Genomic DNA, 25486 nt, shown 5'->3' on the forward strand with positions numbered 1-25486 from the left:
CGGGCGGACAGACTCGGAAGCGCAACCGACCGAAGGGAACAGCCATGGAGACCGCCCTCATCATCGGAGCGTCGCGCGGCCTCGGGCACGCGATCGCCGCCGAGCTCTCCGCCCGCGGGTGGCACGTGATCGGCACGGTCCGCGACCCGGCCGCCCGGACACCCCTGCACGACCTCGCGGACGCGTCGGACGGGCGCGTCGAGGTCGAGCACCTCGACATCACCGAGCCCGACCAGCTGCCGCCCCTGCGTGAACGGCTCGCCGGCCGCCGGCTCGACCTGCTCTTCGTCAACGCGGGCACCACGAACAACCCGGCAACTCCGATCGGCGAAGTGCCGACCGCCGACTTCGTCGACGTCATGGTCACCAACGCGCTCAGCCCGATGCGCGTCATCGAAGCGCTCCAGGACCTCGTGCCCGCGGACGGGCTCATCGGCGCGATGTCCTCTGGCCAGGGCAGCATCACGAACAACACAGCCGGCTCGCGCGAGGTCTACCGCGGCAGCAAGGCGGCCCTGAACATGTTGATGCGCAGCTTCGCCGCCCGGCAGGCCGAGACCGGGCGCGCCCTGGTCCTCGTGGCCCCCGGCTGGATCCGCACGGCCCTGGGCGGGCCGGACGCGCCGTTCACATTGGAGGAAACCGTCCCGAAGGTGGTCGACGTCCTGCTCGCGAAGCGGGACCGGCCCGGCCTCGAGTTCCTGGACCGCGAGGGCAAGACCGTGCCGTGGTGACCCGCTAGTGGCCGGTCTTCGCGCGCAGGGCCGCGTCCTTGTCCAGGACCAGCTTCTCCAGGTCCTGCTGGAACTTCGCCATCTTCGAGCGCAGGCCCTCGTCCGACGCCGCCAGGATGCGGACCGCCAGCAGGCCCGCGTTGCGCGCGCCGCCCACCGACACCGTCGCCACCGGGACACCCGCCGGCATCTGCACGATCGACAGCAGCGAGTCCAGGCCGTCCAGGTACTTCAGCGGGACCGGAACGCCGATCACCGGCAGCACCGTCGCCGAGGCGACCATGCCCGGCAGGTGGGCCGCGCCGCCCGCGCCCGCGATGATCACGCGGACGCCGCGGGCCACCGCCGACGTCGCGTAGTCCAGCATGCGCTGCGGGGTGCGGTGCGCCGAGTAGACGCCGACCTCGTACTCGACGCCGAACTCGTCCAGCGCCGCACCGGCCGCCTCCAGGGTCGGCCAGTCCGAGTCGCTGCCCATGATCACGCCCACCTGCGGCGCCATACCTGATCTCCTAGTGGATTTCGTAGCCGTCGAGCCAGACGGCGTGGGACAGCCAGTGCGCCGACAGCAGCGCGCGGTTGCGCAGGTCGTCCATGCGGTCGCCGGTGAAGTTGACGTGCCCGAGCTTGCGCCCCGGCCGCTCCTGCTTGCCGTAGAGGTGCACCCGCGCCTCGGGGTACCGCGCGAACAGGTGGTGCAGCCGCTCGTCGGGCCCCATCTCGGGCAGCTCCGGCGCGCCCAGGACGTTGGCCATCACGCACGCCGGCGCGACCAGGTCCGTCCGGCCCAGCGGGTAGTCGAGCACCGCCCGCAGGTGCTGCTCGAACTGCGACGTGCGCGCGCCGTCCATGGTCCAGTGCCCGGAGTTGTGCGGGCGCATGGCCAGCTCGTTCACCAGCAGCCCGGTGTCGGTCTCGAACAGCTCGACCGCGAGCAGCCCGGTGACGTCCAGCGTCGACGCGACCCGCAGCGCCAGGTCCTGCGCCTCGTGCACGCGCTCCGGCGCGAGCCCCGGCGCCGGGGCCAGCACCTCGGTGTTGATCCCGCCGGTCTGCACCGTCTCGACCACGGGGTAGGCCGCACCCTGGCCGAAGGGCGAGCGGGCGACGAGCGCGGCCAGCTCCCGCCGCATCGCCACCTTCTCCTCGACCAGCAGCGGAGTGCCCGCTTCCAGCAGCTCCGGCACGGTCTCGCGGGCATGCCGCGCGGTGTCCAGCATCCAGACGCCGCGGCCGTCGTACCCGCCGCTCGACGCCTTGAGCACGACCGGCCAGCCGTGCTCGCCGCCGAACTTGACCACGTCGTCCACAGTGGACACCTCGGCGAAGGCCGGGCCCGGCACGCCGAGGCCCGCCATCATCTCGCGCATCACCAGCTTGTTCTGCGCGAAACCGAGCGCCGACGGCGCCGGCCGGATGAGGTAGCCCTCCATCGCCAGCGTCAGCAGGTGCTCGCCCGGCACGTGCTCGTGGTCGAACGTGACCACGTCGACCGACGCCGCGAACTTCCGCAGCGCGTCGAGGTCGGTGTGGTGCCCCAGCACGACGTCGCCCGCGACGAGCCCCGCGGCTTCGTTCTCCCCCGCGGCGAGCACGCGCAGGGACTGGCCGAGGGAGATCGCCGCCTGGTGGGTCATCCGGGCCAGCTGGCCGCCGCCCACCATGCCCACAATGGGCAGACCGGTGTGTTTGTCCATAGCGCGGCCCAGCCTACTGCGCCGACTTTTGACAAATCCGACCGGCAGTCACGGCGGAAGGTGCAGTTGAGCGGTCCGGATCCGGACCGTTCCGCCTGCTTTCGGCCGGATTTGTCAAACTGTGACGACCTGCGGTGACCGCCGGACCAGACGTAGCTCACGCGCCGCGAGCCCGAGGATCCCGGCCGCCGCCGCGAGCACGTAGACGTTGCCGAGGACCGACCAGCCCAGGCCCCAGCCGAACTCCGTGTCGCCGCCGTTGGGCACGAGCATCACGATCTGCGAGACGAACAGCAGCGCGACCGCCGCCGCGGCCCACCACCGCGCCTTGACCACCAGCAGCGTGAGCAAGGGCACGCACCAGACCCAGTGGTGTGACCACGAGACCGGCGACAGCAGCAGCCCGTAGAACGCCGTCACGAGCAGGGCGGCGACTGTCTCATTGCGCCGGTGCAGCCGCACGACCAGCCACACCGCCGGCACGGCGAGCACCGCCGCCACCCCGGCCGCCACCGCCAGCGACCAGGGCGCGAGGTGGGTGGCCCGGTTGACCAGCCCGTTGAGCGACTGGTTGAAGATCCAGTGCACCGACCCGACCCGGCTCGGGTCGGTCGCCGAATCCCGCCAGAACCGCGCCGCGTCGACCGGGATGACCGCGAACATCACCGCTTCGAGCGCCACGAACGTGCCCAGAGCCCGCAGCCCGTCCTTCCACTTCCCCGTGAAGAACAGGTGCGGCACGAAGATCAGCGGGGTCAGCTTGATCGCCGCCGCCACGCCGATCAGCACGCCCGCCCAGCGCGACCCTCGCGCGGACAGCACCAGGACGTCCAGCACCACGAACGCCATCAATATCAAGTTGATCTGGCCCAGGAAAAGCGTCTTCCACACCGGTTCCAGCGCCAGCGCGATGGCCGTTCCCGCCGGCAGCGCCCACCAGCTTCTTCCCAGAAGCGATGGGCCCCCCGGCGACGACGAAACCACCGTGATCACGACCATAAGGGCGACCACCGACAAAAACGCGATCACGCCCCAGACCAGGCCCGACGGCACCAGCGCGAGCGGCAGGAACAGCGGCGCGGCGGCCGGCGTGTAAGTGAACGGCAGCCGCACCCAGTCGGGCAGCGCGACCAGCACGTCCCGCGTGTAGAGCGGGTCGCCGTGCAGCAGCGTCAGCGCCCCGGCGCGGTACACGGCGCTGTCCGCGCCCAGGTGCCACCCGGCCAGCCAGACGACGAAACCGAAACCGAGAACGAGAAGCGCGATCCCCCCGGCGAAGAACCAGCCGGTGCGCGCCTCAGACGCCGGTCGCGACGTCGACATGCTCGTCCGGCGCGGCCTTCTTCCTGGCCCGCCGCTGCAGGCCCCAGCGCAGGATCAGCGCCGCGGCCAGCACGAACGGCATCAGGATGTAGGCGTCCCCCAGGATGTTCTGCCACACCTTCCAGTGCAGCTCGACGTTGCGGCCGTTCGGCAGGATCAGCAGCACGCAGCTGACGAACACGAACGCCACCAGGCCGGTCCCGACCCAGCGCTTCCACGCCGTCTTCGGGGTGGTCTTCGGCAGCCGCGACACCAGCAGCACGATCAGCGGGATCACCCACACCCAGTGGTGCGTCCACGAGATCGGCGAGATCAGCAGCGTCCAGAACGCGGTGACCAGCACCGCGGCCAGCGCCTGGCCCTTGCGGTGGAACCGCATGAGCAGCCACAGCGCCGGGATCGCGAGCAGGAGCCCGATGCCCATCGCCGCCTTCGACGCCCACGGCGCGAGGTCGGTGGCCCGGTTCATCAGCGCGTTCAGCGACTGGTTGCCCGCCCAGTGCACCGGCCCGATCCGGCCGGTGTCCGGCAGCGTGACGGTCCAGTACTTGGCCGCGTCGTGCGCGTTGATCAGGAACATCAGGCCCTGGAGGACGATGAACGTCGCGAGCCCGCGCAGCGCGTCCTTGCGGCGGCCGGTGATGAACAGGTGCCCGAGGAAGACCAGCGGCGTCAGCTTGATCGCCGCCGCGACGCCGACCAGCACACCGCCCCAGCGGCTCCCCCGCGCGCCGATGACCAGCATGTCCAGCAGGATCATGGCCATCAGGACCAGGTTGATCTGGCCGAGGAAGATCGTCCGCCACACCGGCTCGAGGCCGAGGAAGACCAGGAAGAACACGATGGTCGAGCGGGCGGGCGAGGCCCACCAGCGCGGGCCGTCGGCGGACGGGCGGGGCAGGGCGCCGATCGCGATCCGGATCGACAGCGCCATCGCCGCCAGCGAGATCGCGGTGATCAGGCCCCAGGAAATCTGCGTCGGGAACGCCGCGAGCGGCACGAAGATCAGCGCGGCCGTCGGCGGGTAGGTGAACGGCAGCAGCGCCCACCACGGCTCGGGGGCCAGCGTGTTCGAGTCGTAGAGGGAGTCGCCGTGCAGCAGCGTGAGCGCGCCGGCCCGGTAGACCGCGCTGTCGACGCCGAGCACCCAGTCGTGCTGCCAGCCCCAGATGCCGTACCCGATCGCGACCAGCGGAATGACCGCGAGAATCAGGATCGACCGCGGGCGGACGGACAGGCGGGCGAGTGACTTCCGCAGGGCCAGGCGGTGCTGCGATCTGGCCGCGACTGCGCCGTCGACGTCGGTGGTTACAGTCCGGGTCACCTCACCAGGAAATCATGACCCGTCCGATCCGGGTCAGAAGGGTCCGTGCGGAACCGGACTTTTCACGCGTTTCACACCCGGGCGAGGTGGGCCAGCAGGTCGCAAGCCATTTCGTGGGTGGCCGGCAGGCGCACGGCCGACACCCTCGGCCGGCCGGCGTCCGCGAGCTGCGAATCGACGGAAAGCCGCTCGTGCAACGCCCTTCGCAACGCGACACCGTGGGAAGCGACGCGCTCGTCCTTCGGAACCAGCGCGGCGACGACGGACGTCCCGAGCGTGGCGACGCTCTGCCCGCTGTCGAACACCGCCCGCAGCGCGTCCGCGACCAGGATCATCCCGGTCAGCCGCGGGAACCCGGTGACCGTGCTGAGGTCGAGCGAGACGACCAGCAGCACGTGGTCCTCGGCGGCCGGCCGCTCGCGCGCGGCGGCGGCCCGGTAGACCTCGTAGAGCCGGGTGCGCAGGTAGGCGGCCGACGGCAGGCCGGTCAGCGGGTCGGTGACCTCGGTGTGCACGAGCTGGTCGGTGGCGACGTCGGCCCAGGCCAGCGCGGTGGTCCGGAGCAGCCGCGCCGGCGTGGCGTCGACGTCCGGCGAGACGAACCCGTCGCCGCCGTGGTCGAGCACCGCGTGCAGCGCGGCCAGGTCGGCGAGGGTTTCCGCGAGTCCCGCGCCGGCCGCCGCCCGCGCCCGGGCCAGCCCCGCCAGCGCGGTTTCGGCGGCTTCGGCGCCGCCTTTGGCCATCACGGCCGCGCAGACGGCGTCGACCTCGGGCAGCGCCCAGTCGCTCGGGAACCGCCAGCCGGCGGCCAGGCTGGCCGTGCGCCAGCGGGCACGCAGCGTGCGCAGGGCCCGGTCGGCGAACGGGGCGTCACCGGGACCGGAGCGCGTAGCCGGAACGTCCACTGGCGGCCTGCCCCTTTCGTCCGGTCCGTGTCGATCTTGCTCGGTGCTTCACGGTGAGGACGTGCCCCACCGGACCTCGTGACGCGTACTCGCGAGTTTTGTCAGGAAGCTTTTCCACGACGCGACCCGGGGATGGGTGATTTCGCTCCGCCGACGGAGTCAACACCCCCACCACGACGTGACGGCCTCGGGTGGGTCAGTCACACTTGTCTCGCGTCGCGGACCCGCCTGTAATGGCAGGTCCTGGCCTTAACCGACCGAGGAGTGCCGTGTCCACCGTTCCCGCCGATCTCAGCGGAAAGAGTGACGCCGAGCTGATCGCCGAGGTCCGCTCCGGGAAGATCGAGTCGTACGGGCCGCTTTACGAGCGCCACACCGGCGCGGCGCACAACCTCGCTCGTCAGCTGGCCCGTTCGAGCTCGGAAGCCGACGACCTGGTGTCCGAGGCGTTCGCCAAGGTGCTGGACACGCTGCGTGGCGGCAAGGGGCCGGACACAGCCTTCCGGGCGTACCTGCTGACCGCGCTGCGTCACACCGCGTACGACCGCACGCGCAAGGAACGCCGGGTCGACCTCAACGAGGACATGACCGACGTGTCGGCCGAGGCGCTGACCGTGCCGTTCTCCGACACCGCCGTCGCCGGGCTCGAGCGGACGATGGCCGCCAAGGCGTTCGCGCGGCTGCCCGAACGCTGGCAGGCGGTGCTCTGGCACACCGAGATCGAGCAGCAGAGCCCGGCCGAGGTCGCGCCGCTGCTGGGGCTGACCGCGAACGGCGTCTCCGCGCTCGCCTACCGCGCCCGCGAGGGGCTGCGCCAGGCGTACCTGCAGGTCCACCTGCAGGAGAACGCCGAGGAACGCTGCCGCGCCTGCGCCGAGCGGCTCGGCGCGTGGACCCGCGACGGGCTGTCCAAGCGTGAACGCTCCCAGGTCGAGAACCACCTCGACGAGTGCGAGAACTGCCGGGCGCTGGCCGCGGAGCTCGCCGACGTCAACGGCGGGCTGCGCGCGATCATCGCCCCGATCGTCCTCGGTGGCGCGGCGCTCGGCTACCTCGCCACGATCGGCGCGGCCAAGGCGAGCGCGGCCACCGCCGCGGCTGCCGGCGCGGCCGCAGCCGGTGCGGCAGCGGCCGGGGGCAAGGCGGGTGCGGCCGCGGGCGCCGCCGCCGCGGGACCCCGTCAGTTCGCCGGGGTCGCCGCCTCGGGCACAGCGGTCGTCGCGGCCGTCGTCATCGCGCTCACCGCCGGCGGCGGGGCGCAGGAGATCCCGGTCGCGGCCCAGGTGCCGCCGCCGGTGGTCCAGCCGGTCAACCCGCCGGCACCGAAGCCCGCGCCACCGGCCCCGCCCGCCCCGGCGCAGCCGCCGGCACCTCCCGCACCTCCCGCACCTCCCGCCGCGCCGCCCGTCGAGCCGGCGCCCCCGGCTGTCGAGCCGCCCGCTCCCGCACCGCCGGCGCCGCCCGCACCGGCACCGCCGTCGGTGTCCGCGACCACGCCGCCGGGCGGGCTGGAGCTGAGTCCCGGCACCGCGATGAACCTGCCGCTCACCGTCCGCAACGACGGCGGCAGCCCGTCCGAACCGGTGGCCGCCGCGCTGAAGCTGCCGCCCGGCGTGCGCGCGGTCGACGCCGGCGGTGGCGGCGCGCCGATGGCCTTCGCACAGGACGGCGCCCCGATCTCGGTGAACTGCCCGGGTGGCGAGGGCACGGTCGTCTGCAAGACCGGCGCGGGCCTGCAGCCCGGCCAGAGCGCGACGTTGAACTTCCGGCTCCAGGCCGACGAGGACGCCCAGGGCGGCACGGTCACCGGATCCGTCACCGCCGGCGTGCAGATCAACGTCGCGGTGAGCGTCAAGGTCACCGTGAAGCAGCCGCCGGAAGCGGTGGTGCTGGAGGCGCAGGGCGACGGGCTCTCGGCGTTCCCGTGGACCCGCAACCCGCTGGTCTACGTGCGGGTCCGCAACACCGGCGAGACGACGAAGCCGGTCACGGTCACCTTCGACCACCCGCTGTGGCAGTGGTGGAGCCTGCGCGGCTTCCCGTGCACGCCGTCCGGCGAGGGCGCGACCTGCACGACGAAGAGCGCGCTGGCGCCCGGCCAGCACGTCAACCTGTGGGTGCGGCTGAAGGGCCGTCCCGACGACGGGCGCGTCACGATCAACGCCAAGCTCGGCAAGGCCTCGGCGGCGCCGGTGACCGTGGACTTCGGCTGCTACCACCACTGGTGCGGCAAGGACCCACTCCCGACCACGACACCGTCGACCACGCCGTCCAAGCCGACGCCGACAACGCCCACGAAACCGACGTCCACCCCGCCGGCGACAACCACGAAGACCGAGCCGACGACCGAGCCCCCGACGTCGGCGACCACGACGAGCGCACCGCCGCAGCCGGGCACGAAGCCGGGCGACCAGCGGCCGACCGTCACCCCCGAGAGGGGATTCGGCTGGCTGACCGGGTAGCGTCCGCGCAGTGCGCGAGCTGCTGAAAAAGCATCGCGAGCTCCTCCGCTTCGCCGTCGTCGGCGGGATCAGCTTCGTGATCACGATGTCCGTCAACTACGGCCTGAAGTTCACCGTGCTGCGGACCCATCCGGTGACGGCGCTGATCGTCGGCGTCCTGGTCGCGACGATCTTTTCCTACGTCGCCAACCGCGAGTGGTCGTTCCGCACCCGCGGCGGCCGGGAGCGGTCGCACGAAGCCGCGTTGTTCTTCCTGATCAGCGGCATCGCGCTGGGCCTGAACGCGCTGCCGCAGTGGTTCTCGCGGTACGTGCTGGACATGCAGGCGCCCCGGCTGTCGCCGTTCGGCGTCGAGGTGGCCGACTTCGTCAGCGGCATCATCATCGGGACCCTGCTCGGCACGGTGTTCCGCTGGTGGGCGTTCAAGAAGTGGGTGTTCCCCGAAGAGGACGCCCGCGTCGTCCAGGTCGCGGATGATCCGGACATTCAGGACCGCAAGGCCGCCTGAACCACAGGTCAACGCGGTGTGCTCCTAGACTGCGTGGTGTGACCGTTGTGGAAACCGTGCTCAAGCGCACGCCGGAACCACTGCGTTCGGTGCTGATCAAGCACCGGGAGCTGCTGAAGTTCGCGATCGTGGGCGGCACGACGTTCCTGGTCGACAACGGCGTCTGGTACTTCCTGAAGCTGTCGGTCCTGGAGTCGAAACCGACCACGGCGAAGGCGATCGCGATCATCGTCGCGACGATCGTGTCGTACATCCTGAACCGCGAGTGGTCGTTCCGCACCCGCGGCGGCCGGGAACGTCACCACGAGGCCGCGCTGTTCTTCGTGATCAGCGGCGTCGCGGTCGTGGTGAACCTGATCCCGCTGTACGTGTCGAGGTATGTGCTGGACCTGGAGGTCCCCCACGTGACGCGGCTGGTGCAGGAGGTCGCGGACTTCGCGAGCGGGTCGATCATCGGCATGCTGCTGGCGATGTTCTTCCGCTTTTGGGGTTTCAAGAAGTGGGTCTTCCCGGACGAGCTCGGCGAGCGGCGCCGCGACAACGGCGACGTGACCCGCCTGCACTGAGCCCTTCCCAGCCGATCACGCAAGCTGGTCGGCGGATCTCGCGTGCTCCGGGCCGCGACTCGCGTGCTGGAAGACGTAACTGGCGTGATCGAAGCCGGAACTCGCGAGTCACGGCCCTGATCACGCGAGTCACGTGCCCCATCACGCCAGTTCTGCCCTGGATCCCAAACTACTTGCCTTCTGACATGTAGTTGTCTACAGTCATCCTCGTCAGTGTTCCTTCGTGAGGACGCCGTCCGGGTTCGGCCGGGCGAGCGGGACGATTCGAGGTGGTTTCCGAGCGCGAAGAGGTCGCACCCGTTCGCGGGTGACGATGGAGCCTTTTCCCGACTCGACGGGACGCGTGCCCCAAGCCGCGTCCGCATCTCTCGTCCCTTCTGACGAAACAAGGACCCCTCTTGAGCACCACCGCGCTGAAACGCGCCCAAAATCCCGCCCTCGCGGGCCTGTTCCTGTCCGTCTTCCTCGCGATGCTCGACGCCCAGGTCGTCGCCACCGCGCTCCCCCGGATCGCCGCCGAGTTCGGCGGGGCCGGGTCCTACGCCTGGGTCACCACCGCCTACCTGCTCGCCGGCAGCGTCACCGCTCCCCTCTACGGCAAGCTCGGCGACGTCTTCGGCCGCAAACGCGTGCTCCTCGGCGCGCTCGCCCTGTTCCTGCTCGGCTCGCTCGCCTGCGGACTCGCGCCGTCGGCCACCGTGCTCATCGTGGGCCGGGTTCTGCAGGGCGCCGGCTCCGGTGGCCTCTTCGTCTCCGTCGGCGCTTCGCTCGGCGAGATGTTCACGCCTCGCGAAGGCGCCAAGTACTTCGGGTGGTTCTCGATCTGCTTCGCCGTCGCATCGCTCGCCGGCCCGGTCGTCGGCGGGGTGCTCACCGGGTTCGCCGGGTGGCGATCGATCTTCCTGGTCAACCTGCCGCTCGGACTCGTCGCCGTCGCTCTCCTCAGGACCCTCGATCTGCCGCGACGACGTCGTGAAGCGCCCTTCGACTTCGCGGGCGTCGTCCTACTCGGCGGGGCGATCACCGGGTTCACCCTGCTCACGCCGTGGTCGATCGGCCTCGGTGCGGTGGCCGCCGTCGCGTTCGTCTTCATCGAGCGAAAAGCCGAAGCACCCGTGCTGCCACTACGTCTCTTCAGAGACCGCACCTTCACCGTGTCCGTCGTGCTCAGCGTGCTCGCCGGCTTCGCGTTCCTCGGCTCGATCAACTACATCGCCGTCCTCTTGCAGGCCGACGCCGGCCCGGCGGAAGGCGGGCTGCGGCTGGTGCCGATGACGCTCGCCGTCTCGCTGTCCTCCGTCGTCGCGAGCAAGATCATCGCCCGCACCGGCGCCTACTGCTGGGCACCGCGCCTCAGCATGGCGCTCGGCCTGCTCGCCGTCCTCGGCCTGACCACGCTGGACGCGCTGCCCCTCGTCCTGGCCTGCCTGGTCGTCTTCGGCCTCGCCGCCGGGCTGAACCTGCAAGTCCTCGCCCTGGCGACGCAGAACACCGCACCACCGGCGGACCGCGGCGCCGTCGCCGCCGGCATCAACCTCGCCCGCGCGCTCGGCTCGAGCCTCGGCCCGGTCGCGCTCGGCTTCGCCTACAACGCCGGCACCCACGGCGTCTTCCTCGCCCTGCTGCCAGTCCTCGCGCTCGCCCTCGTCACGGCGTTCGCGCTCCCGCACGTCCCGCTCAAAACAGGAGAATCCCGATGATCTTCGTCCTCGGCGCCACCGGCAAGGTCGGCCGCGCCCTCGTCCCGGCCCTGCTCGACGCCGGCGCCGCCGTCCGCGCCCTGACCCGCGACCCGGCCAAGGCCCGCATCGATCCGCGGGCCGAAGTCGTCCAAGCGGACCTCGACACCGCGGACCTGCCCGCGCTCCTCGACGGCGCGGACCGCGTTTTCGTACTGACGCAGGGCCACAGCGCCGGCCGCGAACAAGCGGTCGCGCAAGCCGCCGCCCGGGCCGGTGCCACCCACCTCGTCAAGCTGTCCACCACCGGTGTCCACTTCGGACAGATGGACCCGATCACCCGCGCCCACGCCGAAGCCGAGCAGGCGGTCCGCGAAGCCGGGCCGGCGTGGACGATCCTGCGGCCCGGCGCGTTCATGGACAACCGGTTCGCCTGGCGCGAAAGCATTCGCGACGAAAACACCGTGTACGTCCCCGAAGGCGATCCGGCGTCCGCGCTGATCCACGTCCGGGACATCGCCGCGGTCGCGACGCTCGCCCTCACGACGTCCGGCCACGAAGGCGCGACCTACGAACTCACCGGCGGCGAAGCCCTCACGACCGAACAACAGGTCGCGACGCTCGCCGACGCCCTCGGCCGACCGGTGAAGTACGTCGAAGAGCCCCTGAGCGCCGCACGCGAACGCATGATGCGGAAGTACGGCTGGCCCGCCGAAGCCGTCGACGGTTTCTTCGCGCTGAAGCGGGAGTCCGCCGAGCGCGAACACGTCGTGTTCGACACCGTCGAGCGCGTGCTCGGCCGGCCGCCGCTGACGTTCGCCGATTGGGCACGTGAGAATGCGGCCGCGTTCCCCTACCATTACCGGGGGTGACGGGGGAGGTGACCGGATGGGCAAGAGCCTGCGCGTCCTCGTCGTGGACGACCACCCGCTGTTCCGGTTCGGCGTGTGCACGCTGCTGGCCGCCGAACCCGGGATCGAAATCGTCGGCGAAGCCGCCAGTGGTGGCGCCGCGATCGACGCCGCCGGCGCGTTGCTCCCCGACGTCGTGGTCATGGACCTGCACCTGCCCGACCTGTCCGGGATCCAGGCGACCCGGCACATCGCGGCCGTGAGCCCGGACACCGGCGTGCTGATGCTGACGATGGCCGACGAAAGCGAGTCGGTCTTCGCGGCGATGCGCGCCGGTGCCCGCGGCTACCTGCTCAAGGACGCCCAGCCGGACGAGATCATCCGCGCGGTGCAGGCGGTCGCGCGGCGCGAGGCCATCTTCGGCCCCGACATCGCGAACCGCGTGCTCGGCTTCTTCAACCAGCCGCCACCCACGAGCGAACCGGTGTTCCCGGAGCTGACCGCGCGTGAGCGCGAGGTCCTGTCCCTGATCGCGGCCGGGCACAGCAACGGCGTCATCGCGAACACCCTGTGCCTGAGCCCCAAAACCGTGCGTAACCACATTTCGAACGTCTTCGCCAAGCTGCACGTCGCCGATCGCGCCGAAGCGATCGTCCGAGCCCGGGACGCGGGCCTCGGCCGGTCCTGACGGGCAGCCTGCCCGGGCAACATCGGGACGCCGGTCCCATGCGCCCGGGACACCACAACGGGCATTCTGGTCAGGGTGAGGGGTGGAACTCTCGCACCGTTCGAGGGGAATGGGTGACGATGTTCGAATCCGACAGGACGCCGGTGGTGGTCCGCGCCACCGATCCGATCCTGCACAACGGCGTCTGCATGGCGCTGCGTTCGCGGGACGAGGTCCGCGTGGTGGACGGCGAGGCGGGTGACCCGGCGACGGTCGCGTTGCTGGTCGCCGACCGGCTCGACGAGACCATGACGCAGCTGCTGTCCGCGCTGCACCACCAGGGCTTCACCCGCATCGTGCTGATCGCGGGGGAAGTCGACGACAACGAGATCCTCAACGCCGTCGAGCACGGGGTCTGCGCGGTCGCCCGCCGCGCCGACGCCGGGCCGGAGGTGCTCGTCCGGCTGATCAAGGCGGCCGCGGCCGGGGAGGGCGCGCTGCCGCCCGACCTGCTCGGCCGGCTGCTGCACCGGGTTTCCCGGCTGCAGCGCCAGGTGCTCGAACCGCGCGGCCTGCAGCTGGGCGGGATGAGCAACCGGGAAACGGAAGTGCTCCGGCTCGTCGCGGCGGGGTATTCGACGCAGGAAATCGCCGATCAGCTGTGTTATTCGCAGCGGACGGTGAAGAGCATCCTGCACGACGTGACCAACCGGTTCCAGCTGCGCAACCGTTCGCATGCGGTGGCCTACGCACTGCGTGAAGGGCTGATCTGATCGACCGGGTGGGAGGGCGCGCCCTCCCACCCGGTCACCGCCGAAAGCGCTTCCCCGGCACGGATTGCCGTAGCCGCAACGGATCCGACGGCTAACGCGGGACGCGCTCAGCAGGCCAACGCACTTCGGGGACATCGCTCGGCCGCGGCACCTTCAGGAAGAGGCTGAACACCGCCGGCCGCCGGTTCGACAGCTCCAGGCGGCCGCCGTCGGCCTCCACGAGCGCCCGAGCCAACGCCAGCCCGACTCCCGTCGAGCCGCCGCCGGAGAACCCGCGCTCGAAGATGTGCGGGGCCAGCTCGTCCGGCACACCCGAGCCCGTGTCGCTGACCTCGATCACCACCGTGCCCTCGGCGTCGCCGCGGCGCGCGACCACCGTGACCGTGCCCGAGCCGTGGCGCAGGGCGTTGTCCAGCAGCACCCCGACCACCTCGCGCAGCCGCCCCGGTGTCGCGCGCGCCATCAGGCCGTCGGCCACGCGCATCCGCAGGTTGCGCCCCTCGGAGCGGAGCAGTTCACGCCATTCCTGCGCCATCTGCGGCAGCTGCGTCGGCAGGTCGACCGGTTCCGCGCCGACCTCGCGGGCCGCGCGCGCCGCCGCCAGCAGCTCGTCGAGGGCCTCCGCGAGCCGGTCGGCCTGTTCCTGGGCCGCCTTCGACTCGTCGGCCACCTCTTCGTCCGGGTGCACGGTGAGCGGTTCCAGCCGCAGCTGCAACGCCGTCAGCCGGCTGCGCAACTGGTGCGAGACGTCGCCGACGAGCTGGCGTTCCCGCTGCACGAGCTGCGCGAGCGCGGTGCCGGACGCGTCGAGCGCCTCGGCGACCATGTCGAGCTCGCCGACGCCGTAGCGGCTCGGGTCGGGCCGGAAGTCGCCGCCGCCGAGGCGGGACGCGCGTTCGGCGACGTGCCGCAGGGGCTTCGCCAGCCGTCGCGCCGTCACCAGCGCCACCACCGCACCCGTGCCGATCGACAGCAGCACCAGCAGCACGACGACCAGCGTCACGGTCGTCTGCCGTTCGTGCATCGGGCCGGCCGGGACGGCGATCGCGACCTTGCCGTCGCGGGCGAGGTCGGCCGTCTCCGTCACGGTGTCGGGGCCCGGGTCGTTGCCGTAGCGCTTTTCCTGCTGCTCGGGGACCTGCACGGTGAGCAGCCCGTTCGCCGGGACGGCCGCGCGCACCTGGTCGAGGTCGATCTCCTGCCCGTTCGCGATCTCGGTGTCGAGGATCGCCGCCGCCGCGCGGGCGTTCTCGGCGAGCGTCTCGCGGTAGCTCGACTCGATCTGCCAGCTCGCCACGATGCCCAGCGGGATGCCGAGAACCGCCGCGGTGACGGCGACGGCCAGCAGGATGGCCAGCAGGATGCGACGGCGCACGGCTTATTCGGCGTTGAACCGGAAGCCGACGCCGCGGACGGTCGCGATCCGCCGCTCGCCGTCGTGGGTCTTGCTGGTGCGGCCGGCGGCCTCGTCGGCGGCGATGGCGAGCTTCCGCCGCAGCCACGACATGTGCATGTCGAGCGTCTTGGACGTCTTCGACTCGAGGTCGTTCCAGACCTCGGCGAGGATCTCGTCGCGGCTGACGACCTGCCCGGCGCGGCTCATCAGCACGCGCAGCAGCTCGAACTCCTTGTTCGCCAGCTGCACCTCGTGCAGGTCGACGGTGACCAGCCGCGCGCCCAGGTCCATCCGCACGCCGCCGGCCTCGAGCACCTCGGGCACCCGGCGGCGCAGCAGCGCGCGGATCCGGGCGAGGAGCTCGGCGAGCCGGAACGGTTTGGCGACGTAGTCATCGGCGCCCGCGTCGAGGCCGACGACGAAGTCGACCTCGTCGGTGCGCGCGGTGAGCATCAGGACGGGCAGCTCGGTGCCGTTGGCCCGGAGACGCCGGCAGACCTCGAGACCGTCCATGCCGGGCAGCCCGAGATCCAGCACGAGCAGGTCGACTTTCTGGGCGGCGGTGGCGTCGAGCACCGAAGGGCCGTCGGTGACGACGTGGATCTCGTATCCCTCACGTTCGAGGGCGCGGGAGAGCGGTTCGGCGATGGCCGGATCGTCTTCGGCAAGTAGGACCATGCTCACCTGGCCAACTCTACGGCGAGAAGGCGTGAAACCATCGTGACCGTGCCTGGCTACGGAGATGATCTGGCCCTCGCCACCCGGCTGGCTGATGCCGCCGACGCGATCACGACGGCGCGGTTCCGCGCCCTGGACCTGAGGATCGAGCGCAAGCCCGACCGCACCCCGGTGACGGACGCGGACACCGCGGTCGAGGACGCGATCCGGGCGCTTCTCGCGGCCGAACGCCCGGACGACGCGGTGCTCGGCGAGGAGCGCGGCGGATCCGCGGCGACCGGCCGGGCGTGGGTGCTCGACCCGATCGACGGCACCAAGAACTTCCTCCGGGGTGTACCCGTCTGGGCGACCCTGATCGCGCTCGTCGAGGACGGCGACCCGGTGGTCGGCATGATCAGCGCGCCCCTGCTGGGCCGCCGCTGGTGGGCGGCCACGGGCTCGGGCGCCTTCTCCAGCGATTCGGCCGGCACGCGGCAGCTGTCGGTTTCCGGGGTTTCGTCCCTTTCGGACGCTTATCTGTCCACTACGGACGTGAACTCGTGGCGCGAGCACCACTCGCGCGAAAAGTACCTGGACCTGGTCGACGCGTGCTGGGAGTCCCGCGCGTTCGGCGACTTCTGGCACCACGTGCTGGTGGCGGAGGGCGCACTGGACGTGGCGGCGGAGTGCATCGTGAACCCGTGGGACGTCGCGGCGGCGCAGGTGATCGTCACCGAGGCGGGCGGCCGGTTCAGCGACCTGGACGGCGCCGGGCGGTACGACAACGGCAGCGCGCTGTCGACGAACGGCCTTCTGCACGACGAAGCGCTGGCGATCCTCAAGCGTTGACGGGATAGGCCGCCTGGCGGGCACTTCTTGACCGGTCTGAACCACCGGTGGTTCACTCCCAGTGCTCGCCGGGTCACCCTGTCTTCTGACAACGTTGTCAGCTCCCGGGTGCCCCGCTCACCCCGGGAGGAAGAGCATGCGCAGAGTCGTCACCGCGGCTTTGGTCATTCCCCTGGTCACAGCCGTGGCCAGCCCCAGTCCCGCACTCGCCGAGCCCGACCACGCGAGGGACCTCGCCGCCTACGTCAACCCGTTCGTCGGCGCGAAGGCCGGCGACACCCCCGAGACCAACACCTACGCCGGCGACACCTTCCCCGGCGCCGACGTCCCCTTCGGCATGGTGCAGTGGAGCCCAGACACCCCGCTGCAGCCCAAACCGCCCGCCGGGCAGGGCCGGTACTACGCCCGCGACCGCGACGGCGGCTACGCCTGGGAGGAGAACAAGCTCCGCGGCTTCAGCCTCACCCACTTCAACGGCGCCGGCTGCGGTGGCGCGGCCGGCGACGTCCCGTTCCTGCCGTTCGCCGGGCAGATCTCCACGTCCCCCGCGGTCGACGCGACGAAGTACTTCCCTGCCTTCAGCCACGCGAACGAATCCGCGTCCCCCGGCTACTACAAGGTGACGACGGACTCCGGCATCACCACCGAGCTGACCGCGACCCAGCGTTCGGGCATGGGCCGGTTCACCTTCCCGAAGAACTCCCCCGCCACGCTGCTCGTCGACGTGGCGCAGTCCGCGATGGGCAGTGACGACGCCGCCGTGACGGTCGACCCGGCCAAACGGACCGTCGAAGGCTGGGTCTCCAGCGGCCACTTCTGCCGCGGCCCCAACACGTACAAGGTCTACTTCTCGGCGTCGTTCGACCAGCCGTTCACGACGTCCGGGACCTGGCAGAACGCCACCGTGACGCCCGGCGGCACCACCGCCCGCGGCGGCGACCTCAGCAAGGCGACGTGGGACAAGCAGGTCGTCACGGCCGACGGCGGCTCCGGTGCCTACCTGACCTTCGACCCCGCCAAGCCGGTCCAGGTGCGCGTCGGCCTGTCCTATGTGGACGCGACCGGCGCGAGGCTCAACGCCGCGGCCGAACAGCGCGGCGCTTCCTTCGACACCCTCAAGAACGACGCTCGCCGGACCTGGAACGACCGGCTGCGGCAGATCACCGTGGAAGGCGGCACGGACGCGGCGACCAGGACGTTCTACACCGCGCTCTACCACACGCTCCTGCAGCCGAACGTCTTCTCCGATGTGGACGGTCGTTACGCGGGCTTCGACAAGGCGATCCACCGCACGAAACCCGGCCACGCGCAGTACGCCAACTTCTCCGGCTGGGACACCTACCGCGACGAGGTCCAGCTGCTGTCGATGCTCGCCCCGCACGAGGCCGCCGACATGGCGCAGTCGATGCTCAACCAGGCGAACCAGGCCGGCGGGGTCTGGGACCGCTGGTCGCAGAACAACGACTTCATGGGCGTGATGGGCGGCGACCCCTACCACTCGATCATCGCCAGCACGTACGCCTTCGGCGCCACGGACTTCGACGCGTCCCAGGCGCTGAAGTCGATGGTCAACGGCGCCACCCGCGTCCAGCAGGCGGGCGAACGCGCGCTCGAACGGCCGGGCCTGTCCGACTACCAGACGCTGGGCTACCACCCCAACAACGTCTCGGACATGCTCGAGGACACGACCGCCGACTTCGGCATCGCCCAGCTGGCGCAACGCCTCGGCGATCCGAAGACGTACCAGCAGTTCATGACCCGCGCGCAGTACTGGGAGAACGTCTACAACCCGGCCACCGGCTACCTGCAGACCCGGATGCGCGACGGCCAGTTCCTCTCGCCGTTCGACCCCGCGAAGTACGAGGAAATGCGCTACCAGGAAGGGAACGCGGCGCAGTACACGTGGATGGTGCCGTACAACGTGCGCGGCCTCTTCGACGCGATGGGCGGTGACGACGCCGTGAAGAAGCGTCTCGACTTCTTCTTCACGAAGCTGAACAGCGACGCCAGTTCGCCGTACGCGTTCATGTCGAACGAGCCGTCGTTCGAGGTGCCGTGGGAGTACGCGTACGCGGGCGCGCCGTCGAAGACGCAGGACATCGTGCGCCGCTCGGCGGAGCTGCTGTTCAAGCCCACCGAAGACGGCCTGCCCGGCAACGACGACCTCGGCGCGACGTCGGCGTGGTACGTCTTCGCCGCGCTCGGCATGTACCCGGAGGCGCCCGGCCGCGCCGAAATGGTGCTGGCCAGCCCGATGTTCCCGAAGATCACGCTGACGCGGGCGACCGGCCAGCGGATCACGATCACCGCGCCCGGCGCGTCCAGTTCGGTGAAGTACGTGAACAGCCTGAAGGTGAACGGCCAGGCGAGCACGAAGCCGTGGCTGCCGGAGTCGTTCGCGGTGAACGGCGGCCGGCTCGACTTCACGCTCGGCGCTTCGCCGACGTCGTGGGGCTCCGGTGCTTCGGACGCGCCGCCGTCCTTCCGCGACGGCGAGGTTCCGGTGCGCGGCCGGATCGGCCCGGGCCGCGTCGTCGTCGCCCCCGGCGGCTCGACGACAGCGACGGTGACGGCCGAAGGCATCACCGGCCAGGGCAAGGTGACCTGGCAGGCGAAGCCGCCTGCGGGGATCACCGTGACGCCGTCGAGCGGCACGCTCACGGTGGGCGCGCACGGGACGTCTTCCCAGCAGGTTCGCGTCACAGCGGCCGCCGGGTCGCCCGACGCGTTCACGAGCGTGCCGGTGGAGTTCGGCGGGCAGCTGCCCGCGTACCTGCCGGTCACGGTCGGGAAGCCGGGGACGCTGCACGCGGCGGACACGAACGTCGGCGTCACGGACGACCGGCTCGTCCAGTACGGCGACTTCGGCGAGACCGACCTCTACCCCGGCCAGTTCGCCTACTCCGCGCAGGGCCTCGCCACGAGCGGGATCACGCCGGGCGCGAAGGTGCGCGAGTTCACCTGGCCGTCGAGCCCGGCGGGGTCGCCGGACAACGTGATCGCCTCAGGGCAAACGCTTGCGGTGGACGCCCCGGCGGGCGCGACGAAGCTGTCGTTCCTCGGCTCGGCGACCGGCGGCGACGCGCAGGGCACCGTCACGGTCACCTACACCGACGGCTCGACGCAGCAGGGTTCGCTGGGCCTGTCGGAGTGGCTGCTGCAAGGCGGTGAGGAGACACCGCAGTTCGGGAACACGGTCGTCGCGTCGGTGCCGTACGTGAACTCGGCGTTCCCGAGGTACATGTTCCGGTTGCAGCGGCCGTACACGTCGTACCTGTTCGCGACGGCCCCGATCGCCCTGGACCCGGCGAAGCAGGTTCGCAGCATCACCCTGCCGACGTCGACCGGCGCAGGAGCAGCACACGTCTTCACGTACGCAGTGAGCTGACCGGCCAAGTGCCGTTAAGGCCACCTTACGGGCGTCTGACGCCCGTAAGGTGGCCTTAACGGCACGTCAGGAACCGGGCAGCAGGCCGACGGCGCCGCGGGCGACCTGCGCCCAGGCCAGCCGGCCGAAGAGGTAGTGGCACGCGACCTGCTCGCTGGTGAACCGCGCCCAGTCGTAGCGGTTGCCCTGCTCCCGCCAGAAGACCTCCCACGCCTCGTCCTCGCCCTGCATCAGGCACCAGGCGTTGTCGACCTCGGCGCCGAGCGAGACGACCTCCGGCGGCACGCCCAGCACGCCGAGCCAGCGCTGGATCGACTGGGTGTTCATCAGTCCTCTTCCCCCTTGGCCTCGGCGAGGTAGCCGAGGGTCACGAGCTCGTCGGCCGCCAGCAGCGCACGGTACCGGGTGCCGCCGCCGACCTGGCCGAACCAGTTCGCCGTCTCCGAACGCCACATCGGCACCGCGCGCACCACGACGTACCGGCGGTACTCGGCGTCCAGCATCCCGGGCGGCAGCGAGCGTTCCGTGAACGGCGTCCCGTCGGCGAAGAACACCCGCCCGTACGCCGGCCCGAAGCGGTCGAGCACGGTGTTCATCGGGACCATCACCGGGTCGCCGTGATCGACGCACCCCTCCGGGTAGTGGTCGCCCGGCGGCCACGCGTACTCGGGCCCCAGCTCGCTGTGCCCGAGGACGAACCGGCGGATCCACACGGCCTGCGTCGCCCGCGCGTACGGGACGTAGCCGTCGGTCAGGTGCCGGGGCACCGGCCGCGGCGGCGCGGTCGGCGACCGGCGGAACCCGGCGGTGACGTTGGTGAGCGCCTGGTCGTCGAAGATCAGCCGGGCGTCCGGGTGGTCGTTCGGGCCGAAGCCGTCCGGGTCCTCGGGCAGCGGCAGCTGCAGCGCCGGCCGGTCCATGGCCACCGGCAGGTGCCCGATCGGGAACATGTGCACCAGGAACAGCGCGACAACGCTTTCCCGCTCGGTGCGGGGCGACCCGAGCGCCGGCAAGGGCGCGGGCGAGCCGGGGTTCGGTGGCGGGCCCGCCACCGGGGGCGGCGGCCCGGCCGGCGCGGGCGGCACCGGCGCGGGCGGAGCCGGGGGCAGCGGGAACGGCGGCAGCAGCGGCGACACCGCGTGCGGCCACGCCGCGGGCGTGCCCGAAGGTGGGGTCGGCGCCTCTTCGAAAGCGCCGGAATCCGTCAGGCCGTACCCGGGCAGCCGGATCGGCCCGGTGTCGAGGTCGGCCTCGACCGGTTCGGAGCCCGCCTCGGAAGGCTCGGTCACACCCATCCTCCGGCTCGGTCGGTGCCCGCGGGCACACTGTTCGACGCGGCCGCGGCCGGTCCCCCTTGATACCGCACGCTCCATGTGCGGGTGCGGGCGAGGTCAGCTCAGCGCGGCCACCACGCGGGACGGGCTCGGGCGGCCGAGCTGTCCCGCCATCCACGCGCTGGCCGCCACCAGCGTGTCCAGGTCGACGCCGGTGGCCACCCCGAGGCCGTCCAGCATCCACACCAGGTCCTCGGTGGCCAGGTTCCCCGTGGCCGACTCGGCGTACGGGCAGCCGCCGAGCCCGCCCGCCGAGGAGTCCACTGTCGACACTCCACATCGGAGCGCCGCCAGGGTGTTGGCCAGAGCCTGACCATAGGTGTCGTGGAAGTGCACGGCCAAAGTACCGACATCGCCGAACAGCCCGACCAGGTTCTCGACCTGGCCCGCGGTCGCGACGCCGATGGTGTCGCCGAGCGAAAGCTGCGAGCACCCCATGTCCAGCAGGCGGCGCCCGGCGGCGACGACCTGCTTCGCCGGCACGGCACCTTCCCACGGGTCGCCGAAGCACATCGAGAGGTAGCCACGCACGTCCAGGCCGGCTTCCCGCGCCCGCGTCACGACCGGCTCGAACATCGCGAACTGCTCGTCCAGCGACGAGTTGAGGTTCTTCCGCGCGAACGTCTCGGTCGCGCTGGCGAAGATCGCGATGTGCTCGACGCCCGCGTCGAGGGCCCGGTTCAGGCCCTTCTCGTTCGGCACCAGCACCGGGTAACGGACGCCTTCGCGGCGTTCGAGCCCGGCCAGCAGCTGCTCGGCGTCGGCCAGCTGTGGCACCCACTTGGGGTGCACGAAGCTCGTCGCCTCGAGCGTCGTCAGTCCGGCGCCCGCCAGCCGGTCGAGGAACTCCAGCTTGACCTCGACCGGGACGATCGTCTTCTCGTTCTGCAGCCCGTCCCGCGGGCCGACCTCCCAGATCGTGATCCGCTCCGGCAGCTCACCCGCCGAGGGGACCCGCTCCGGCAGGCCCAGTTCACGCGTGCCCATCAGCGGCGCCGGTCGCCGCCGCGGGGCGGGTGCCCGCCCTGGGGCGGCAGCGGCTCGGTCTGCTGCGGCTGCTGGGGGCCGCCCGCGCGGTAGTCGTCGTACGGGTTGTCGTTGACCTCGCGGTAGATCACCGTGTGCACCTTCTCGACGTGCGGGATGTCCTCGAACCGCAGCGGCTCGGCCGACGCCGACTCGATGATCAGCGTGCCGCAGCCGAAGACCCGGTCCAGCAGGTCGTGCTCGAACTGGACGCTGTTGATCCGGCCCATCGGGATGTCGATGCCGGTGCGCTTCAGGACGCCTTCGCGGGCGATGAGGCGGTCGGTGGTCACGATGAAGTGGGTGGTGCGCCAGCGCACGAGCGGCGCGAGGAACAACCACACGATCAGCACGAGGGCGACGACGGCGATGGCGATCAGCCCGACCGTGTTCCACGGCGAGCCGGCGTCCTTCGCGAGGATCGCCAGCCAGATGCCGGCGCCCAGGGTGACCAGGAACGCGAGCGTCGGGAAGATCAGCATCTTGAAATGCGGGTGACTGTGCACCACGACGTGCTCTTGCTCGCTGAGCAAATCGTCCGGATAAGCCACGGCGGACGCTCCCAAGGTCGGTGCGGCGATGTCGCTTCACCGTACCGGCGAGACGCCCGGCCGGTGAGTGCAACGCCCCGAAGAATCAGGCCGGGCGGACGTGGACCACGTCACCCGCGAACACGGTGTGCCGCTGGCCGCCGGTCATGTCGACCTGGAGCTGCCCGGCGGCGTCGATGTCGGCGGCGCGCCCGACGAGCGAAGTGCCGTCCGGCAGCTGCACCTCGACGTCCTGGCCGAGGGTCGCGCAGTGGGCGCGGTAGTCGCCCAGCAGACCGGCTTCGGTGAGGTCACCGCCCGCGAGCCGCCAGCGTTTCTCCAGGTCGTCGAGCTCGGTGAGCAGCGCGATCGCGACGTCGGTGCGGTCGGTGTTCGTGGCGCCCAGCTCGGCGAGCGACGTCGCGGGCAGGCCGCCCGGGCCCGGCTGGACGTCGCCGAGCGGCAGGACGTTGAGGCCGATGCCGAGCACGAGCGACGGCGGGTCCCCGGCGACGGCCTCGGCGAGGATCCCGGCGCACTTCGCGCCGCCCACGAGGACGTCGTTGGGCCACTTGAGCGTGGCGTCGACCCCGACGCCGGCCGCGGCCGCCCGGACGGCGAGCCCGGCGACGACGGAGAGTGAGCCCAGCGCCGTGAACGGGACGCCCGGCCGCAGCGCCACGCTGAGGTACAGCCCGGCGCCCTTCGGCGAACTCCACTGGCGCGCGCGCCTGCCGACCCCCGCGGTCTGCTCCTCGGCCAGCAGGACCGTCCGGTCCGCGGCACCTTCGTCGACGGCTTTCCGCAGGTCGGCGTTGGTGGAGCCGGTGCGCTCGACGACGTCGATCTTCGCGTACCGGTCCTTGAGCGCCGCGGTCAGCCGGGCTGCGTCGATCTCAGGCATGTGTCCACCATATGAGAGTCCCCCTAACGTGCAAGCTACTCAGTCGTTCACTAAGAGGTGCGCTCTTCTAAGTTGGACCCCGTGACGACGAAGCCGACCTCCTGGGCTCGCGGCGCGGCCCTGCGCGGCCTCGTCGCGCTGCCGCTCGTCGCGGGTCTGGTCGCCGCGGGCTGGCTGCTGGCCGACCGGTCGCCCGAACCCGCTCCCGCCGCTCCCCTGCCGGTGGCGCGTGACGCGGTGTCGGGTCCCTCAGTCCTCGAGGTCAGCGCACCCGTGAAGGCACAGGAACCGGGTCAGGGCGCGTCCGGACAGGGCGGCAAGAGCCCGCTGCAGCAGTGGGCCGACCAGCTGGCGGGGCCCCTCGACATCCCGGCGGCCGCGCTGATCGGCTACGCGAACGGCGAGCTGACCCTGCGGAGCGAAGACCCGTCGTGCCACCTCTCGTGGGTCACGCTGGCGGGCGTCGGCTCGGCGGCGTCGAACCACGGCCGCGGCGGCGAGAACCTGCTGGGGCTGACTGCGGCTCAGACCAAGAAGTACGGCACCGAGGCCCCGGTCGCGGCCGGACGGGCACTGTGCGCGGGCGGCACGGACCTCGGCGCCGGTCCGGGCTGGTGGAAGGCCATCGCGGCGTACCACCCGGGCAGTGACACGGAGCTGTTCCGGCAGCGCATCCTCGGCATGGCCCAGCTGTACGCGACGCTTTCCCTGGACCCGGCATCGGCCGACTCGGCGCGGGTCCGCGCGACCCGGTTCGCCCTGGGCCAGCTCGGCCTCCCGTACGTCTGGGGCGGCAACGGCCCCGACGCGGGCGCGGCGGGCTTCGACTGCTCGGGCCTGACGAAGGCGTCCTACGACAGCGCGGGCGTGTCCCTGCCGCGCACGGCGGACAGCCAGTTCCGGGCGCTCCCGCCGGTGCCGGCTTCGCAGGAGCCCCGCCTGGGCGACCTGGTGTTCTACGGCAGCCCGGCGACGCGCATCCACCACGTGGGGCTGTACCTGGGCAACGGCCTGATGATCAACGCGCCGACCGAGGGCCAGGCGATCCAGATCCACACGTACCACTCGAAGGGCGACGACTACGCGGGCGCGGGACGCCCGGCCTGAGCCCGCTGCCGGTGGGCGTTGATCCGCTCGTGGTTGGCCATCGCCCACTCGGCGAGCGCCATCACCAGCGGCACCAGGCTCCGGCCCAGCTCGGTCACCTCGTACTCGACCCGGGGCGGCACCTCGGCGTACGCGGTGCGCGTCACCAGACCGTCCTCGACCAAGCGGGTGAGCGTCAGCGTCAACATCCGCTGCGAGATCCCGGCGGCCCGCTCCAGCTCACCGAACCGCAGCGGCCCTGAACGCAGGGTGCCGATCACCAGCAGGCTCCACTTGTCGCCGATCCGGTCCAGCACCTCGCGGACCGCACCGCCCTCCCGGATCCGCGGCGGCCCCTCCCCGTCGCGTGTGACCTTCGTCATGGCCGGGCGCTCCTTCCTGGACACATACATCGTTGTGCCTTTTGTGGCTGCCCTCGTGCGCACCGACCATCAGGCGTGGACATCGCACTGTGGATCGCTCAGGGAATGCTCGCCATCGTCTACCTCGCCGCGGGCGGGCTCAAGGTCGTGCGGCGACGCGAGCAGCTGATCGCGTCGGGCAACTTGGACTGGATGAAGGACGCATCGGACGCCGGTGTGAAGGCGGTCGGCCTGGTGGAGATCCTCGGCGCGCTCGGCGTGGTTCTGCCGTGGCTGACCGGGATCGCGCCGGTCCTCACCCCGATCGCCGCGATCGGCCTGGTCGTGGTGCAGGTCGCCGCGTTCCGGGTGCACCTGGTCCGCGGCGAACGCCGGCCGTTGCCCGCCAACGTGCTCCTGGCGCTGCTCGCCGCCTTCGTCGCGGCCGGCCGGTTCCTCGGCTGA

The 25486-nt window shown here is 71.5% G+C and carries 25 protein-coding genes; 12 read left to right on the top strand and 13 right to left on the bottom strand.

What is annotated here, in order from left to right; translation table 11 throughout:
* The first annotated feature begins 44 nt into the window (after positions 1–44).
* Positions 45–734 carry an SDR family oxidoreductase gene (locus QQ657_RS44730; RefSeq protein ID WP_284748472.1) on the top strand — a complete coding sequence of 230 codons (690 nt, stop codon included), beginning with the start codon at positions 45–47 and terminating at the stop codon, positions 732–734.
* A gap of 4 nt (positions 735–738) precedes the next feature.
* Here the strand turns inward: QQ657_RS44730 and purE are convergent, their stop codons facing one another.
* The 5 genes from purE to QQ657_RS44755 all read right to left on the bottom strand — a co-directional run bounded on the left by purE (position 739) and on the right by QQ657_RS44755 (position 5983).
* Positions 739–1236 (bottom strand): 5-(carboxyamino)imidazole ribonucleotide mutase, encoded by a 498-nt coding sequence (gene purE / locus QQ657_RS44735; protein WP_284748473.1) that lies wholly within the window; start codon positions 1234–1236, stop codon positions 739–741.
* A gap of 10 nt (positions 1237–1246) precedes the next feature.
* Positions 1247–2431 carry a 5-(carboxyamino)imidazole ribonucleotide synthase gene (locus QQ657_RS44740; RefSeq protein ID WP_284748474.1) on the bottom strand — a complete coding sequence of 395 codons (1185 nt, stop codon included), beginning with the start codon at positions 2429–2431 and terminating at the stop codon, positions 1247–1249.
* 114 nt (positions 2432–2545) lie between these two features.
* On the bottom strand, positions 2546–3754 hold the full coding sequence (locus tag QQ657_RS44745) for a glycosyltransferase 87 family protein (protein WP_284748475.1): 1209 nt from the start codon (positions 3752–3754) through the stop codon (positions 2546–2548).
* Positions 3729–5078 (bottom strand): glycosyltransferase 87 family protein, encoded by a 1350-nt coding sequence (locus tag QQ657_RS44750; RefSeq protein ID WP_284748476.1) that lies wholly within the window; start codon positions 5076–5078, stop codon positions 3729–3731. The genes QQ657_RS44745 and QQ657_RS44750 overlap by 26 nt, the downstream gene beginning before the upstream one ends.
* Positions 5079–5149: 71 nt before the next feature.
* On the bottom strand, positions 5150–5983 hold the full coding sequence (locus QQ657_RS44755; RefSeq protein WP_284748477.1) for a GGDEF domain-containing protein: 834 nt from the start codon (positions 5981–5983) through the stop codon (positions 5150–5152).
* Positions 5984–6252: 269 nt separating this feature from the next.
* Between QQ657_RS44755 and QQ657_RS44760 the strand changes: the two genes are divergently transcribed.
* The 7 genes from QQ657_RS44760 (at position 6253) to QQ657_RS44790 (ending at position 13489) form a co-directional block, all read left to right on the top strand.
* Complete coding sequence (locus QQ657_RS44760; RefSeq protein ID WP_284748478.1) at positions 6253–8445, top strand: sigma-70 family RNA polymerase sigma factor; 2193 nt, start codon at positions 6253–6255, stop codon at positions 8443–8445.
* A 10-nt stretch (positions 8446–8455) separates the two neighbouring features.
* On the top strand, positions 8456–8953 hold the full coding sequence (locus QQ657_RS44765; RefSeq protein ID WP_284748479.1) for a GtrA family protein: 498 nt from the start codon (positions 8456–8458) through the stop codon (positions 8951–8953).
* A gap of 38 nt (positions 8954–8991) precedes the next feature.
* The gene (locus tag QQ657_RS44770) at positions 8992–9519 is read left to right on the top strand and encodes a GtrA family protein (protein WP_284748480.1); all 528 of its coding nucleotides are present in this window, start codon (positions 8992–8994) and stop codon (positions 9517–9519) included.
* A gap of 398 nt (positions 9520–9917) precedes the next feature.
* The gene (locus QQ657_RS44775; RefSeq protein ID WP_284748481.1) at positions 9918–11219 is read left to right on the top strand and encodes an MFS transporter; all 1302 of its coding nucleotides are present in this window, start codon (positions 9918–9920) and stop codon (positions 11217–11219) included.
* Positions 11216–12070, top strand: a complete 855-nt coding sequence (locus QQ657_RS44780) for an NAD(P)H-binding protein (RefSeq protein ID WP_284748482.1) — start codon at positions 11216–11218, stop codon at positions 12068–12070. Before QQ657_RS44775 ends, QQ657_RS44780 begins: the two co-directional genes overlap by 4 nt.
* 16 nt (positions 12071–12086) lie before the next feature.
* On the top strand, positions 12087–12737 hold the full coding sequence (locus QQ657_RS44785) for a response regulator (protein ID WP_284748483.1): 651 nt from the start codon (positions 12087–12089) through the stop codon (positions 12735–12737).
* Positions 12738–12856: 119 nt separating this feature from the next.
* Positions 12857–13489 (top strand): response regulator transcription factor, encoded by a 633-nt coding sequence (locus tag QQ657_RS44790; protein ID WP_284748516.1) that lies wholly within the window; start codon positions 12857–12859, stop codon positions 13487–13489.
* Positions 13490–13580: 91 nt separating this feature from the next.
* On the opposite strand, the gene QQ657_RS44795 is transcribed toward QQ657_RS44790, so the two are convergent.
* Together QQ657_RS44795 and QQ657_RS44800 are read right to left on the bottom strand one after the other, a co-directional pair.
* Complete coding sequence (locus QQ657_RS44795) at positions 13581–14864, bottom strand: ATP-binding protein (protein ID WP_284748484.1); 1284 nt, start codon at positions 14862–14864, stop codon at positions 13581–13583.
* Between the two features lie 3 nt (positions 14865–14867).
* Positions 14868–15563, bottom strand: coding sequence for a response regulator transcription factor (locus QQ657_RS44800; protein WP_284748517.1), 696 nt, complete (start codon positions 15561–15563; stop codon positions 14868–14870).
* A 42-nt stretch (positions 15564–15605) separates the two neighbouring features.
* Between QQ657_RS44800 and hisN the strand changes: the two genes are divergently transcribed.
* Both hisN and QQ657_RS44810 read left to right on the top strand, forming a co-directional pair.
* Positions 15606–16391: a histidinol-phosphatase gene (hisN, locus tag QQ657_RS44805; protein WP_284748485.1), complete on the top strand. Its 786-nt coding sequence runs from the start codon at positions 15606–15608 to the stop codon at positions 16389–16391.
* A gap of 136 nt (positions 16392–16527) precedes the next feature.
* Positions 16528–19779: a GH92 family glycosyl hydrolase gene (locus tag QQ657_RS44810; protein ID WP_284748486.1), complete on the top strand. Its 3252-nt coding sequence runs from the start codon at positions 16528–16530 to the stop codon at positions 19777–19779.
* 66 nt (positions 19780–19845) lie between these two features.
* Here QQ657_RS44810 and QQ657_RS44815 read toward each other — a convergent pair whose 3' ends face one another.
* The 5 genes from QQ657_RS44815 to QQ657_RS44835 form a co-directional block, all read right to left on the bottom strand.
* Positions 19846–20106 carry a hypothetical protein gene (locus QQ657_RS44815; protein ID WP_003105220.1) on the bottom strand — a complete coding sequence of 87 codons (261 nt, stop codon included), beginning with the start codon at positions 20104–20106 and terminating at the stop codon, positions 19846–19848.
* Entirely contained in the window at positions 20106–21068 is a 963-nt protein-coding gene (locus tag QQ657_RS44820; protein ID WP_284748487.1) for a TNT domain-containing protein, read from the bottom strand. Before QQ657_RS44820 ends, QQ657_RS44815 begins: the two co-directional genes overlap by 1 nt.
* Positions 21069–21170: 102 nt before the next feature.
* Positions 21171–22100: a hydroxymethylglutaryl-CoA lyase gene (locus QQ657_RS44825; protein ID WP_284748488.1), complete on the bottom strand. Its 930-nt coding sequence runs from the start codon at positions 22098–22100 to the stop codon at positions 21171–21173.
* Positions 22100–22690 carry a PH domain-containing protein gene (locus QQ657_RS44830; RefSeq protein ID WP_284748489.1) on the bottom strand — a complete coding sequence of 197 codons (591 nt, stop codon included), beginning with the start codon at positions 22688–22690 and terminating at the stop codon, positions 22100–22102. The genes QQ657_RS44825 and QQ657_RS44830 overlap by 1 nt, the downstream gene beginning before the upstream one ends.
* Positions 22691–22775: 85 nt before the next feature.
* On the bottom strand, positions 22776–23573 hold the full coding sequence (locus QQ657_RS44835; protein WP_284748490.1) for a biotin--[acetyl-CoA-carboxylase] ligase: 798 nt from the start codon (positions 23571–23573) through the stop codon (positions 22776–22778).
* An 81-nt stretch (positions 23574–23654) separates the two neighbouring features.
* On the opposite strand from QQ657_RS44835, the gene QQ657_RS44840 reads away from it, so the two are divergent.
* Positions 23655–24680, top strand: coding sequence for a C40 family peptidase (locus QQ657_RS44840; protein WP_284748491.1), 1026 nt, complete (start codon positions 23655–23657; stop codon positions 24678–24680).
* Here the strand turns inward: QQ657_RS44840 and QQ657_RS44845 are convergent.
* Positions 24653–25042 carry a winged helix-turn-helix transcriptional regulator gene (locus QQ657_RS44845; protein ID WP_284748492.1) on the bottom strand — a complete coding sequence of 130 codons (390 nt, stop codon included), beginning with the start codon at positions 25040–25042 and terminating at the stop codon, positions 24653–24655. The genes QQ657_RS44840 and QQ657_RS44845 overlap by 28 nt on opposite strands.
* Positions 25043–25117: 75 nt before the next feature.
* Between QQ657_RS44845 and QQ657_RS44850 the strand changes: the two genes are divergently transcribed.
* The gene (locus QQ657_RS44850) at positions 25118–25486 is read left to right on the top strand and encodes a DoxX family protein (protein ID WP_284748493.1); all 369 of its coding nucleotides are present in this window, start codon (positions 25118–25120) and stop codon (positions 25484–25486) included.

It is taken from the genome of Amycolatopsis ponsaeliensis (assembly GCF_030182635.1).
GTDB classification, from domain to species: domain Bacteria; phylum Actinomycetota; class Actinomycetes; order Mycobacteriales; family Pseudonocardiaceae; genus Amycolatopsis; species Amycolatopsis ponsaeliensis.

Bases quoted from the DNA above. Each gene is read 5' to 3' on its own strand.
- QQ657_RS44730 (WP_284748472.1), top strand. From the start codon at position 45: ATGGAGACCGCCCTCATCATCGGAGCGTCGCGCGGCCTCGGGCACGCG.
- purE (WP_284748473.1), bottom strand. From the start codon at position 1,236: ATGGCGCCGCAGGTGGGCGTGATCATGGGCAGCGACTCGGACTGGCCG.
- QQ657_RS44740 (WP_284748474.1), bottom strand. From the start codon at position 2,431: ATGGACAAACACACCGGTCTGCCCATTGTGGGCATGGTGGGCGGCGGC.
- QQ657_RS44745 (WP_284748475.1), bottom strand. From the start codon at position 3,754: ATGTCGACGTCGCGACCGGCGTCTGAGGCGCGCACCGGCTGGTTCTTC.
- QQ657_RS44780 (WP_284748482.1), top strand. From the start codon at position 11,216: ATGATCTTCGTCCTCGGCGCCACCGGCAAGGTCGGCCGCGCCCTCGTC.
- QQ657_RS44785 (WP_284748483.1), top strand. From the start codon at position 12,087: ATGGGCAAGAGCCTGCGCGTCCTCGTCGTGGACGACCACCCGCTGTTC.
- QQ657_RS44790 (WP_284748516.1), top strand. From the start codon at position 12,857: ATGTTCGAATCCGACAGGACGCCGGTGGTGGTCCGCGCCACCGATCCG.
- QQ657_RS44800 (WP_284748517.1), bottom strand. From the start codon at position 15,563: ATGGTCCTACTTGCCGAAGACGATCCGGCCATCGCCGAACCGCTCTCC.
- QQ657_RS44810 (WP_284748486.1), top strand. From the start codon at position 16,528: ATGCGCAGAGTCGTCACCGCGGCTTTGGTCATTCCCCTGGTCACAGCC.
- QQ657_RS44815 (WP_003105220.1), bottom strand. From the start codon at position 20,106: ATGAACACCCAGTCGATCCAGCGCTGGCTCGGCGTGCTGGGCGTGCCG.
- QQ657_RS44825 (WP_284748488.1), bottom strand. From the start codon at position 22,100: ATGGGCACGCGTGAACTGGGCCTGCCGGAGCGGGTCCCCTCGGCGGGT.
- QQ657_RS44835 (WP_284748490.1), bottom strand. From the start codon at position 23,573: ATGCCTGAGATCGACGCAGCCCGGCTGACCGCGGCGCTCAAGGACCGG.
- QQ657_RS44845 (WP_284748492.1), bottom strand. From the start codon at position 25,042: ATGACGAAGGTCACACGCGACGGGGAGGGGCCGCCGCGGATCCGGGAG.